At 44.0% G+C, this 12,941-nt stretch carries 11 protein-coding genes; 4 read left to right on the forward strand and 7 right to left on the reverse strand.

All coding sequences use genetic code 11. The features are described 5' to 3' along the window. Window positions 1-120 precede the first annotated feature (120 nt). Together HUW51_RS11775 and uvsE are read left to right on the forward strand one after the other, a co-directional pair. Entirely contained in the window at window positions 121-789 is a 669-nt protein-coding gene (locus HUW51_RS11775; RefSeq protein ID WP_185274218.1) for a carboxypeptidase-like regulatory domain-containing protein, read from the forward strand. 130 nt (window positions 790-919) lie between these two features. Continuing rightward, window positions 920-1,780, forward strand: coding sequence for a UV DNA damage repair endonuclease UvsE (gene uvsE, locus HUW51_RS11780; RefSeq protein ID WP_228467015.1), 861 nt, complete (start codon window positions 920-922; stop codon window positions 1,778-1,780). A gap of 89 nt (window positions 1,781-1,869) precedes the next feature. On the opposite strand, the gene HUW51_RS11785 is transcribed toward uvsE, so the two are convergent. The 7 genes from HUW51_RS11785 to HUW51_RS11815 form a co-directional block, all read right to left on the reverse strand. Next, on the reverse strand, window positions 1,870-2,820 hold the full coding sequence (locus tag HUW51_RS11785) for an aldo/keto reductase (RefSeq protein WP_185274220.1): 951 nt from the start codon (window positions 2,818-2,820) through the stop codon (window positions 1,870-1,872). Window positions 2,821-3,004: 184 nt separating this feature from the next. After that, a complete protein-coding gene (locus tag HUW51_RS11790; RefSeq protein WP_228467016.1) occupies window positions 3,005-5,032 on the reverse strand; it encodes a tetratricopeptide repeat-containing sensor histidine kinase in 2,028 nt (675 codons plus the stop codon). 235 nt (window positions 5,033-5,267) lie between these two features. After that, complete coding sequence (locus HUW51_RS11795) at window positions 5,268-5,663, reverse strand: YdeI/OmpD-associated family protein (RefSeq protein WP_185274222.1); 396 nt, start codon at window positions 5,661-5,663, stop codon at window positions 5,268-5,270. A gap of 182 nt (window positions 5,664-5,845) precedes the next feature. Further along, entirely contained in the window at window positions 5,846-6,202 is a 357-nt protein-coding gene (locus HUW51_RS24915; protein ID WP_394353949.1) for a PIN domain-containing protein, read from the reverse strand. Window positions 6,203-6,206: 4 nt separating this feature from the next. Continuing rightward, window positions 6,207-6,443: an antitoxin gene (locus HUW51_RS11805; RefSeq protein ID WP_185274223.1), complete on the reverse strand. Its 237-nt coding sequence runs from the start codon at window positions 6,441-6,443 to the stop codon at window positions 6,207-6,209. A 135-nt stretch (window positions 6,444-6,578) separates the two neighbouring features. After that, window positions 6,579-7,019, reverse strand: coding sequence for a hypothetical protein (locus HUW51_RS11810; protein ID WP_185274224.1), 441 nt, complete (start codon window positions 7,017-7,019; stop codon window positions 6,579-6,581). A 244-nt stretch (window positions 7,020-7,263) separates the two neighbouring features. After that, on the reverse strand, window positions 7,264-8,142 hold the full coding sequence (locus HUW51_RS11815; RefSeq protein WP_185274225.1) for an inositol oxygenase family protein: 879 nt from the start codon (window positions 8,140-8,142) through the stop codon (window positions 7,264-7,266). Window positions 8,143-8,297: 155 nt separating this feature from the next. Here HUW51_RS11815 and HUW51_RS11820 point away from each other — a divergent pair, with 155 nt between their 5' ends. Continuing rightward, window positions 8,298-9,308, forward strand: a complete 1,011-nt coding sequence (locus HUW51_RS11820; RefSeq protein WP_185274226.1) for a LacI family DNA-binding transcriptional regulator — start codon at window positions 8,298-8,300, stop codon at window positions 9,306-9,308. Between the two features lie 368 nt (window positions 9,309-9,676). After that, window positions 9,677-12,907 (forward strand): SusC/RagA family TonB-linked outer membrane protein, encoded by a 3,231-nt coding sequence (locus tag HUW51_RS11825; protein ID WP_185274227.1) that lies wholly within the window; start codon window positions 9,677-9,679, stop codon window positions 12,905-12,907. Window positions 12,908-12,941 lie beyond the last annotated feature (34 nt).

The following is a 12,941-nucleotide window of genomic DNA, read 5'->3' on the forward strand; positions in this document are numbered from 1 at the left end:
CCCCGGATAGTTTTGGTTTTATTCTGGTAAAGTGAGATATTTAAAAATATTTAATTTTATAAGTGACATAACCGATCCTTTTTGCGTCTAAGCACTAACATTGGTTATTTTGTACTTTGTATGCAGCGTAAACTTATCTTTTTACTGGTAATTCCGATTTTGTGGTTATTCTGTACCAAAGAAACGTGGGCGCAACAAAGTACCGTTATTCAAATGAATGGGTCGGTGATAGATGCGGTTACTAAAAAACCACTGGCCAATATAACCGTTATCAGCAAACGACTCTGGCGCGGCACGGTAACCAACGAGGTAGGCCGGTTTCGGATTACTACCCAGGTAGGCGATACCATTTACTTCCGGTCGGTGGGTTACAAAACCAAGCTTTTCCCGATTACGGCTGATGTGCCCAACGAAGCCAACATCCAGATTAGTTTAGAGGAAGGCAATGTGGTGCTGGAAGAAGTTCAGGTAACTATGGGGCCCGACTACGAAAAAGTAAACCGGTATTTACGTAACCAAAAGAAAAAACCGGAACCGCGTGCCGTGGTTAAACCCGCTGAACCTAAACCGCTCTACGAAGAAAAAGTATTTACCCCACCCCCGGCTTCAATTGCCAACCCCATCAGTTTTATTTACGACCAACTCTCCAAAGAAGGCCGCGACCGCCGGAAATTACAAGCTATTCTGGACGAGCAAGCCGCTGCTGAAAAGTTTAAGCGCGAACAAGCCGCCCGCCAAAAATACGATAGCCTTTTCCTGGACCGAAATGAGGGGTTCCGGAGGCCGTAACAACCAGTCTTATTCCAAGGTATTCAGATAAACTAACCAAAACCCATAAAGTGCGTTTGTAAAGAAGTTGAGTTTACTTTTTTTAAAAATTTACTTTATGAAGATTGGGTATCCGTGCATAAATAATGGAATGGACTGTACACCAGCCACTACTTTCCGGCTGGCATCTTATTCCGAAGAGCGCCTAATTGCAACTACCGCCAATAATTTTACTTGCCTCAAAAAAATACTGGAGTACAACGTGCAGCACAACTTGCTTTTTTTGCGCATGAGCTCCGACATGGTACCTTTTGCCTCGCACCCGGTAAATACCTATAACTGGCAAAATCATTTTCAGGGTACGTTACGGGCCTTGGGGCGCTACATCAAAAATCATAACGTGCGCATCAGCATGCACCCCGACCAGTTTGTGGTGCTCAACTCGCCCAACCAAAACACTTTGAAAAACAGCTTTGCCGAATTGGAGTACCAGTGCGCCATTATGGATATTATGGAACTCGACGAAACGGCTAAACTCCAGATTCACGGGGGTGGGGTATACGGCGATAAACCAGAAGCTATAAAACGTTTTGTGGAAAGTTATTTTTTGTTGCCCGAAAACGTGCGCAAACGCCTGGTAATTGAAAACGATGACCGCTCTTACAGCTTAAGCGATTGTTTGGAAATACACGAGCAAACCGGTATCCCGATTTTGTTTGATAACTTCCATCACGAGTGTTTGAATAACGGCGAAACCATGACCGAAGCCTTACACTTGGCCGCCGGTACCTGGCAGGAAAAAGACGGCATTATGATGATGGATTACTCGTCGCAGTCTTTAGGGGAGCGCAAGGGTAAACACACCGCCAGCATTGTGGATGATTTATTCCGGGACTTCTTGCAGCAACTCGACGGCTTAGACGTGGATATTATGCTGGAAATTAAAGACAAAGAGCTAAGCGCTTTGCGGGCTGTGGAAATTCTGGAAGAAATGGGAATGCTGAAAGTGTAAAATTTTAAAATTTAAAAATTTACCTGTTGCTGCACCAACGCCAGGATGTTATAAACTAGCTATTAACAACAGGTAAATTTTAGAAGTATTTATTCTGCGCTGGCCTTATTTAATAATTCTATAGCCGATTGATCTAACTGCAAGGTAGCGGCTTTAGTAAGCGCTTGTAACTGTTCCGGGTTGGTAGCGCTGGCAATAGGTGCGGTAATACTGGGCCGGGCAATGAGCCAGGCAATGGCAATGCTGGCTGGGTCGGTTTGATATTGTTGGGCTACCTGGTCCAAACCATCCAGTATCCGGAAACCGCGTTCGTTCAAATATTTTTTGTTGCCTTGGCCGCGTTTGCTCTTCGCTAAATCGGCTTCGGAGCGGTACTTGCCGGTTAAAAAGCCACTAGCTAGGGCAAAGTAATTGATTACCCCAATGTTGTGCTGCTGGCAGAGCGGTTCGAGTTCTTTTTCAAAACTATTGCGTTCGTACAGGTTGTATTCGGGTTGCAGGCTATCGTAGCGCGGTAGGTTGTTTTGCTCACTTACCCGCAAGGCTTCCGCGAGCCTTTCGGCGGTGTAATTAGAGGCACCAATGGCCCGGATTTTACCTTCTTTTATGAGTTCGCCGTAAGTGGCTAAAGTATCTTCTAAGGGCGTAGCTGGGTCGTCGTAGTGCGATTGGTACAAATCAATGTAATCGGTTTGCAGCCGGCGCAGCGAATCTTCTACGGATTGCCGGATGTGGTTGCGCGATAAGCCTTTTTTGCCCGGACTCATTTCACCACCCACTTTAGTAGCAATAATCACCTGGTCGCGTTTACCCGATTGTTTCAGCCAATTACCAATAATGGTTTCGGATTCGCCGCCCTGGTTGCCCGGCACCCAGTTCGAGTACACATCGGCGGTATCAATTAAATTAAATCCGGCACCGGTAAAAGCATCTAACAAAGTAAAAGACGTGGCCTGGTCGATGGTCCAGCCAAACACGTTACCGCCAAATGCCAGCGGCGCTACTTCTATCCCGGAGTTTCCTATCTTTCTTTTTTCCATAAGTTCTGTTTTAAAATTGGCTTCTGTTTACGCAGAAAATAGAAAGAGGGGTATAGGAGCTAGTTGGTTATAGCAGGTTTTTAATCCCGAAGAACTTAATAGTTAGCGAAGTTGCGTTTGATAAAAAACGAAAAATTTAAAAATTTCCCTGTATTGCCAGCATCTAACATCCAGCGTTAAGATTTTAAACGAATTGGGTTTTTGGTTCCGGGCTTTTGAGTTGCAAACCTGCGGTACTGAATTCCAGATAGGCGCTCACCCCTCCGCCGTCTTCGGTACTCAGTTCCATGTTGCCGTTTAAGGTACGAATACGGCGTTTCAGCGATTCGAGTCCCATACCACCTGATTGTCCCGGTTGTTTGGCAAACCCAACGCCATTGTCTTCGATAGAAAGCGAGAGCACTCCTTCGCGCACGCTTAATTGCACGGTGGCTTCGGTAGCGCGGGAATGTTTAAAAATATTATTCAATAATTCCTGCACAATGCGGTAAACCGAAAGTTCAAAGCTGGAGATAAAGCGTTGCTCCTCGCCGATAAAGTAATAATTTACCTGAAGTGCTGCACTGTTAATGTTGGTGCAATACCGGTTTAAGGCGGCATCCAGGCCATATTGCAGCAAAACTTCCGGCATTAAGTTGTGCGAAGTTTTACGCACCTCGGTGGTGGCCTCGTTTAAAAGTTCCAGGGCTTTGGTATAGCCTTCCGGTTGTTTTTCAAACTTGCTTACCGATAAATGCATTTTAACGGCCGCCAACATGCCGGCCACGCCATCGTGCAAATCTTTAGCGATGCGGCTGCGTTCTTTTTCCTCACCCTGCATGAGCGCCTGCAGTAATTGTATTTCTTTTTCTTGCTGTAGCGTTTGCAATTGGGTTTTGTGTAACCGGCGTTTGTTCCGGTACTGTACCCAAATAAAAGCAGTAACGAGCAAGGCAAAAATTGAAAAAATAATGGCGTAAATTACTTGCTGCCGGCTTTTTTGCAATAAAAGTTCTTTTTGCGCGAGTTGTTTTTCTTTTTGGGCAGTTTGGTATTTTGTTTCTTTTTCGGCAATAAGCTGGTTGTTGGCCAATTGAATAACCGAATCATTTAATAAAAATCGCTGCTCTAGTTGCTGATATGCGGCCTTGTAATTGCCAATTTTAAAGTAAGCATGGCCTAGTTCCGCGGCAATTTCGCTTTTATATTTCAGAGCCCCATCTTCGGCTACGCCGTTATAAGCTTGTTCCAGAATAGAAATAACTTCGGGATATTTGCCTTGTTTTTTTAGGGCCAGGGCTAGCAAGTGCGTTGCTTTAAAAATGCGGTAATCACTTTTGGCCTGGTTGGCGTATTGTAATCCTTGCCGCAGCACTGTAACGGCCGAGTCTACCTGGCCCATGGCATTTAGCACAAACCCGTAGCTATAGTAGCCGGTAGCCAAATGAAAATTATCCTGGGTGGCTTTACTTAAACGAAATACCTCTTTCCCCGTGGTTAAAGCTTCTTTTACCCGGCCTTCTTCGGTTAATAAAGAGGTGAGATTACCTAAAACATCAATGAGTTGGGACGTGTCTTGGGCCTGCCGGCAAATAGCTTCGGCTTTTTTTAAATAGGTGTAAGCCTTCTCGTTATTTAAAAATAAATCGGCGTAGGTGGTAGCAAAGTTGTTGTATTGAATGGCTAAGGAATGCATCACATCTTCGGGGGCTTTAGAGGTGGGTAGCAACTTCTCCAGAATAGCAACAGCCGCCAGTCGGGCATCTACGGCCCGGTCGCCTTGCCCCGTGGATTCGTAAATATCAGCCATATTGCCGAGGCATTTGGCTACGCCTCGCTCATCATGGGCTTGGCGGTAATAGGTAATGGCTTTGTTATACAAATCAGCCGCCACTGCGTGCTTGCCCGATTCCAGGTCGATAAAGGCCAGATAAGAATAGCCGATAGCCATGCCTTTTACATAATTTATTTTCTGGCTGACCTGCAACAAGGCCGATGATGCTTGTTTTGATGCCGCCTTATCTTGGTGCACCATTTTTTTAGCAAAGCCCGCCAACTCCTGCACTTTTAGGGTATCATTGGGCAGCGCAAGTAGCTTGGCTAATTCGGCATTTTGGGCAAAAACAGGAATCTGAAGAATGAGAAATAAGGGTATTAATAAAAGTAAAAAATTTTTCATGCTGATACTGTAAAAGTAAGACCAATGTTGCATGCTGCCAGAAGATACCAACATACGGCGGCTAAGTACAAAACCTGGGTTACAGAATACCAAATAATACGCCAATTTAGGTTATACCTTACTAGTTGCTATGCCCAAACATCCTTAACCAAGCCAGGGTTAATTTACCCGAAGCAGATAAGCACTCATCTTAAAAAGTATTATTCCCGTTTTGCCGTTTTTAAATTTTGCTCAAATGCCGAAATTTTAAGATGGCGTATTGGCGATAGCTTTAACAGCTTGGTTTTATTTAGCTGTTTTGCGAAAGGGGAACAGCCACCGGCTCCCAGGTACCGGTTTGTTTCGCCAGATCAACCATTTTTTGACCGGCTTCGGTCATTAAACCGGCATTTACTAATTTTTCTACCCGTTCGCGGTTTAGTTTGCTCCAGGTGCTTTTGGGTTTGCGGGGCGAGAACCGTTGATACGCACTCTCGGGGTCACGTTTATTTTTAACAGAATCAATCCAGCCATAACAAAGCGCTTCTTCTACTGCTTCGCTATAGGTAAGGCATGGGGTTGGACTTTTTATATGGTAAATAATCAGGTAAATTTCTTTTGCAGTTTGATAATTCTGGGCCAGCCACGCGCGCCATTGCTGCCTGGTAGGGGCGTAAAAAGTTGCTACACCTTTGTTCGTTTCCATATCGCGCAATTTTTTAAATTTTTTCTTTTTTGCCGGCTTCTAGAATGATATAAGCACTTAGTGGTCAGAATTACAACAATCTTCTATAATTTTTTTAATTATTTCGAATAATGCCCTCGTACATGAGGCGTCCGAGGCTGTTGGCGGTAGCATGGCTTAGGCTCATTGTTGGCGCACGTTTTTTACTTTGTCCAGTTCTCAATCTTTAAACCGGCCACTCTATTGAATTCTTTCTCGTTATTTGTTACTAGTGTGGAATTTAAGCTAAGGGCATGTGCGGCAATTAGGGTATCTAGTGGTCCTATTGGGGTTCCAGATCTTTCTAGGCTAGCTCTGATTCTACCGTATTCTACAGTAGCATTATAATCAAAGTCTTTTACATCCAGCGGTACAAGGAATTGGTTCAGGGCCTCCGTGTTTCTATCCGGGTTATTGCTGAAATTCCCACGTTCCCAAGTGTTAGTTCTCTGAACCTCTCTAACATTATCTCTGGTTTCCTTTTTATAATGTAGATGCAGATGTTTGTGTCCAGAAGGCATTCCATTAGTCAAACGCCTCTCTTTTCTGCTCCGTCGGCTGGCTTCTCTCCTCCATGAAGTCGGGTGTGAACTTGCCAAGGCTTTCAAAGAGGTTCTGCCATGGGTTATGGTATGGGATAAGGTAAAGGGCGTTCCCAAGCTTTTTAACATAAACTTTGTCGTCGTTTATCTTGTGGCTTTCGGGAATCCGTATTGCCTGTGCGCCTGATTCGTTCTGTATAGTGATTGTCTCGAAGGCCATTTTGTTACTTCTTTGGGTTTATTCTTAAAATTAACGAATTATTTTAATTTCTCGTTTTTATCAATGGGCGCTAACGGTATTGGCTATGCGGTGGCGTAGCTACCTTGAATCCAAGTCCGTTAGCCATTACTGTTTTTAAATTCTTTTTAGTTTTAACGCCTTTATTTCATGCGGATATCTCTGAACTTTGTATTCTTTAAATTCTAAAATCAGAAAAGTATCAAGTACAAGTCCGCCTTTCTTAATCTCCAGAATCTGCTGCCTGCCCCTTTTTTTTAATTTTAACTTTTCTCTAGGAGAAGAATAGTTCACTGTACCTGGTTCGCTACAGGTAAAGAGATGTAGTACTCTAAACTTTTTGGGCTCAAATTTCCATTCAATCAAACTGCACGTTTCCAAACCGTACCGGTAGTTAACATCCTGGTACAACTGAACAGTGTCATTTTTAAAATATAAGCTATCCTTGTTATTAGTCGTCCATTCACCAACAAGGTTTTTCCTTGTGGCTTGACCAAATAATGTTAAACTAAGTAGCAGCAGAATGCTTGTAACCCAAAATGCTTTTATTCTTATCATTAAAGTTTTGGCTAACTACTAAAAAGGAACAACATACGCGTATCGGCATAATGGATGGAATAAAGTATTCAGTTGTTTTAAATAATCAAGGTAATTATTTGAAAGTTAACTATTTGTGTGCTGTTACTCTGTTCCAGTTCAGCTACAGGTAAGTAATATATGCATTTTTTAAATTTAATAAATATTATAAAACAGAAAAGCCCCTTCTCTGCTGAAAGAAGGGGCTTTTTGTTAAAAATGCTACTTAAAACTTGAGTGTAGCGGGTAAATATTTGGCTACTAAATCTTCGTAATAAGGCCGTAACTCGGTCCAGTTGGGAGGCGTTGGGTTTTTAGAATATAAATCGTAAGGGTTAAACAGTTTTACCCATTTAAACATTTCGTGGTCATGCGCATCCATTAAATGGTCGTAGGCGTTTTCGCGATGTTGTGGGTAAAACGAGTGGTAGCGCAGCATGTATAAAGCCGGTTCAGGCAAATAATCTTTCATCATGTGGTACACGTATTCGTCGTGGCCCCAGGATAAGTGCACGTTGCGCAAACCGCAGTTAGGTTCGTAAACACCATATTTAGTATTAAACCGCGGGTCGTTCATGTCGGGGTTATCTTTAAAATACTCGGGGTACACAATTTTATCCGAGAAAGCGCAACCTACCGGAAACGTATCGCCCACTACAGCCCATTGCGGTTCACCGAATAAGCAAAGCACCTTGCCCATGTCGTGCATCAGGCCTACCATTACCATCCAGTCCGGGTGACCGTCGGCGCGGATAGCTTCGGAAGTTTGCAGTAAGTGTTGCATCTGGTCCAGGTCGGTGTCGGGGTCCGAATCATCTACCAACTGGTTCAGAAACTGAAACGCATCCCACACGGGCATTTCTTTTTTGTCGAACTTCAGGAAGTCTTTTTCTTTTTCCAGCACAAAATCATACGATTGGTAGCGGTGGTTGAGCCGGTAAAACTCGCGTACGGTGTCCCGCACCGGGGTGTCGTAATTACGATAAGCTTCGGTGGCTTTGCCTTGGGCAATATCTTCCGGGTCGGGGTAACGTTCGAGTAAGTTTTCTTCCCACTCTTCCAGGCTTTCCAGCGGGTTTAAAGTTGTTTTTTCCGTTGCGTTCATATTTTTAATAGTATATTTTCAAAAAATAAGCGTGCGTCTTCTTGATTTTACTAATTTACTAAAAAATGCGGCCTCTATGTTATGTAAAACCGGGATTATTTACGCAATCGTTTGCCTAAATCAAAAGCAGCAACCCGGCTGAGTTTTGGAATAAGATGGAGAAAGTAACCATTAAGCAATTAGCGAAAGAACTTAACCTTTCGGCTTCTACTATTTCGCGGGCTTTGCAGGATAGCCACCAGATAAGCCCGGAAACCAAACAAAAAGTACTGGAACTGGCCACGGTACGTAACTTTGTGCCAAACTACCATGCCAGCGGCCTCCGCAAAAAAACGAGTAAAACCATTGCGGTGGTAATTCCGGAAGTGGCCGACAGTTATTTTGCCCAAGCCATTAACGGCATTGAAGCAGTAGCGCAGGAACACGGATTGCACGTGCTCATTTATTTAACCCACGAAAGTTTTTTAAAAGAACAGGCTATTTTAAAAGAATTTCAAAATGGCCGGGTAGATGGGGTTTTACTTTCCATTACCGCCGAAACTGCGCATAACCAGCACATCCGGGAGTTACTAGGCCGGGGCATGCCCTTGGTTCTGTTCGACCGGGTTTGCAATGATATTGCCGCCCCTAAAATTACCACCAACGATTATGAAAGCAGCTATTGGGCAACCCGGCATTTAATAGATGGCGGCTGTAAGCAGATTGCTTTGTTATCTGCTTCCAGCAGCTTAGTAATGAGCGCGAACCGCTTAGAAGGATATAAAAAAGCACTGGAGGAGCAAGAGAGTAGTTTCCAGGGGGCTACTGTAATTACCTGCGCCCAGTCAGAAGCGGATACTTATTTTTTAATTAAAAACTTACTAAGCGACCCGCAGCGGCCCGATGGAATTATTGCCACCGTCGAAAAGCAAGCTACCACTGTTTACCAGGTTTGCCAGGAATTACATTTAAATATACCTCAAGAAGTTAAAGTGCTTGCCTTTTCTAATTTGCAATCGGCTTCTTTCCTTAATCCATCCCTTACCACCATTACCCAGCCCGCTTTTGATATGGGCAAAGCCGCCGCTACTAGTTTGTGCAAAGCGCTAAAAAGAAAAAACCAACCAATCAGCCACGATACCCAGGTTTTACCTTCGGTTTTACATGTTCGTAAATCTACCTGCTAACTGGTCATTTACCTAATTTGGCAGGTCTGTTCACATTCTTATTCCGGCCTTTATTTTATCCTTGTCATACACCTTCGGGTAAACTAAAATCAACCGACTTTAAAAACCTACATTTTTAAATTTATGCTTAAGGTAACAGGAACGCAAAAAATCGGCTAACCAAAAAATTTTAAAATTTATTGGATTGTTTATATAAAATGAAAAATTTTTAATGGTTTTACCTTATTTTATTAAAAATTAAGCAAAAATTTTAAAAAATTCATTCTTTAATTTCTTGGAATTAAAACATGTAATTCTAATCTTGGCAGCCGTAAAAACAGTCTGGCTTAGGCCGCAAAAATCATCTACTAACTTTTAAAATTTATTGCATGCAAAATTCTACAACATTCAGGTACATTTTTGTACTTGCGCTGTGCATTATTACCTGGAGCAGCAGCTTTGCCCAGGGAGTAAGTATAACCGGAAAAGTAACCGGGGCCGACACGGGCGAATCTTTACCCGGAGTTAGTATAGTGGTAAAAGGAACTTCCCAAGGTACCGTAACCGATACCGATGGAAATTTTAAAATTTCGGTGCCCAACAGCCAAAGCGTTTTGGTGTTTTCTTTTATTGGTTATGCTTCCAAAGAAGTAACGGTAGGTAACCAGGCTACCATTAATGTGAGTTTGGGCACCGATGCCAAAGCGTTGCAGGAAGTAGTGGTAACGGGTTATTCTACGCAATCTAAGCGGGATATTACCGGTTCCGTAGCGGTTGTGGATGCGGAAGAGCTAACCAAAGTAGCGGCTCCCAACGTGGCCCAGCAGTTACAAGGCCGGGCACCCGGCGTTACGGTAACTACCAACAACACGCCCGGCGGCGAAGCTACCGTGCGTATCCGGGGATTTGGTACCATTAACAACAACGACCCACTTTACGTGATTGATGGTGTACCTACCAAAGGCGGCCTGAACAACATTAACCCGAACAACATTGAGTCGATGCAGGTGTTAAAAGATGCATCGGCCGCTTCTGTTTACGGTTCGCGGGCAGCTAACGGGGTAATTATTATTACCACTAAAAAAGGCAAAGCGGGCGTACCTAAATTTTCTTTTAACAGCCGGGCCGGCGTACAATACGGTAAAATAGAACTGGGCATGATCGTGAACCCGCAGCAGCACGGCGAATTATTGTGGCAGCAGTTGCGCAATGCCGGTATTTTAACCAATGGCAATCCCTCGCATCCGCAGTTCGGCAACGGTCCTACGCCGGTAGTACCGGATTATATCTTAGCCGGTAGCAGCTACGGTTTGTTTGAAGGCGACCCACGGGTAGATCCTTCGTTGGTGAATTACAACCGCAACGGCTATTACCAAATTGTAAAAGCTAATAAAGAAGGTACCGATTGGTTAAACGAAATTTTACGTCCGGCAGCTATTCAGGAGTATAACCTGGGTGCTTCGGGTGGTAGCGAAAATGGCCGCTACGCGCTTTCTTTAAACTATTTTAAACAAGATGGGGTGTTGTTAAACACTTCCTTCGACCGGTATTCGGTGCGTTCCAATACCGAATTTAGTTTAAAAAACCGGTTCCGGATAGGTCAAAACCTGGAAGTAAGTTATGCCCAAAATAAAGGCTATTACAACAACAACGGCACGGCCAGTGGCGCCAACAACCAGGACGGTAACCCCGTAGGTAATGCTTACCGGATTCCTTCCATCATCCCCATCTACGACATCAATGGCCGGTATGCGGCTACCCGGGCGGCCGGTTTAGGACCCGCTACTAACCCCGTAGCGCAGCTGGATCGTAACAAAAACGATAAAACTACCCAGTTCCGGACATTTGGTAATGCCTATGCCGAGTTAGATATTTTAAAGGATTTAACCGCCAAAACCAGCATTGGCATCGACTACATCAACGCTTACCGCCAGGACTACAACCTGCTGGATTTAGAAGAAGCCGAAATTGAAACCGCAAATGCTTTAACTAACGCCAACGCCTACGATATCACCTGGACCTGGTCGAACACCTTAAATTATAAGAAAACCTTTAATGATATTCACAGCCTGGGCGTTTTAGTAGGAGCCGAAGCCATTGAAGGAACCGGCCGTGATTTTTCGGCGAACCGCACTACTTTTTTCTCCGAAGATCCCCAGTACATGTTTTTAAGTGCCGGAGCCTCGGGAATTAACAATGCCGGTGGTGGTTACGAATGGGCTTTATTCTCTTTATTCGGAAAAGTAAACTATGCCTTAAAAGATCGCTATTTATTAGAAGCTACCGTACGTCGCGATGGTTCTTCGCGGTTTGGAGCCAACAACCGTTATGGTACGTTCCCGGCGTTTAGTGCGGGCTGGCGTTTATCCGAAGAAGAATTCCTGTCGGGTTTAAATTTCTTTGATGATTTAAAATTACGCGCCGGCTGGGGCCAAACCGGTAACCAGGAAATTGGTAACTACAACGGCTTCAACACGTATCGTTCTACCCTAAACCAATCGTCTTACGCCATTACCGGTTCTAACAATGCGGTAGTAGCGGGTTTTGATACCCAAGCGTTTGGTAACCCCGATGCCAAATGGGAAACTACCACCCAAACCAACGTGGGTTTAGATGCTACCATTCTGAAAGGCAAATTTGGGATTACCTTCGATTGGTATAACCGCTTAACCTCCGATATGCTGTATCAGGTTAGTTTGCCTGCTACCCAGGGAACGGCCACCATACCGTTTGTAAACGTAGGCGAAATGCGTAACCGCGGCGTAGATTTAGGTTTGGACTTTAATAACCAGGCTCTGAATGGTGACTTAACCTACGGTGTAAGCGTTAACTTTTCGACGTACCGCAACGAAGTTTTAAAATTAAATAACAGCGCCACCGCCGTATTACTTGGCCCATCCATCCGTAGCTACACCTGGACCCGTTCCGTAGTTGGTCAACCTTTGTATTCTTTCTACGGCCATGTAATTGATGGCATTTACCAAAACGAAGCCGAAGTTAACAGCAGCCCTAATTATCCGGGTTACTCGGCAGTAGGTAAATTTAAATACCGCGATGTAGATGGCAACGGTATTATTAACGACAACGACCGTACTTTTATCGGTAATCCGCATCCGGACTTTACTTATGGCGTGAATTTGAATGTAGGCTATAAGAATTTCGATTTATCGGCTTTCTTCCAGGGGGTACAAGGCAATGAAGTATTAAACATGGTAAAACGCTGGACTGATTTTAATAACCAGGCTGGTAACCGCAGCTTGCGTATGCTCAACGAGTCCTGGACGCCGCAAAATCCGAATGCCGTATTGCCTATCTTAAACTCTACCGATAGCCGGAGCCAGCAACCATCGAGCTACTTCGTAGAAGATGGCTCTTACCTGAGAATGAAAAACCTGACCTTAGGTTATACTTTACCAACTACTACCTTAAGCAAAATTGGTTTAGAAAGCGTACGCGTTTACCTGCAAGCGCAAAACCTATTCACCATTACCAAATACAGCGGCATCGATCCGGAAATTACATCGGTTGGTTCTACGCCAGGTTCTACCATTCTGGGCGTGGATCAAGGTACTTATCCGCAATCCAAAATGTACCAGATTGGTATTAACATCGGTTTGTAAGGGATTTTTTAAAATTTTTAAATTTTAGCAAGCA

The organism is Adhaeribacter swui (genome assembly GCF_014217805.1).
Taxonomy (GTDB): Bacteria; Bacteroidota; Bacteroidia; order Cytophagales; family Hymenobacteraceae; genus Adhaeribacter; species Adhaeribacter swui.

Coding starts and splice junctions, on each gene's coding strand:
- HUW51_RS11775 (WP_185274218.1), top strand. CDS start 121: ATGCAGCGTAAACTTATCTTTTTACTGGTAATTCCGATTTTGTGGTTA.
- uvsE (WP_228467015.1), top strand. CDS start 920: ATGGACTGTACACCAGCCACTACTTTCCGGCTGGCATCTTATTCCGAA.
- HUW51_RS11785 (WP_185274220.1), bottom strand. CDS start 2,820: ATGGAAAAAAGAAAGATAGGAAACTCCGGGATAGAAGTAGCGCCGCTG.
- HUW51_RS11790 (WP_228467016.1), bottom strand. CDS start 5,032: ATGTTGGTATCTTCTGGCAGCATGCAACATTGGTCTTACTTTTACAGT.
- HUW51_RS11795 (WP_185274222.1), bottom strand. CDS start 5,663: ATGGAAACGAACAAAGGTGTAGCAACTTTTTACGCCCCTACCAGGCAG.
- HUW51_RS24915 (WP_394353949.1), bottom strand. CDS start 6,202: ATGCCTTCTGGACACAAACATCTGCATCTACATTATAAAAAGGAAACC.
- HUW51_RS11805 (WP_185274223.1), bottom strand. CDS start 6,443: ATGGCCTTCGAGACAATCACTATACAGAACGAATCAGGCGCACAGGCA.
- HUW51_RS11810 (WP_185274224.1), bottom strand. CDS start 7,019: ATGATAAGAATAAAAGCATTTTGGGTTACAAGCATTCTGCTGCTACTT.
- HUW51_RS11815 (WP_185274225.1), bottom strand. CDS start 8,142: ATGAACGCAACGGAAAAAACAACTTTAAACCCGCTGGAAAGCCTGGAA.
- HUW51_RS11820 (WP_185274226.1), top strand. CDS start 8,298: ATGGAGAAAGTAACCATTAAGCAATTAGCGAAAGAACTTAACCTTTCG.
- HUW51_RS11825 (WP_185274227.1), top strand. CDS start 9,677: ATGCAAAATTCTACAACATTCAGGTACATTTTTGTACTTGCGCTGTGC.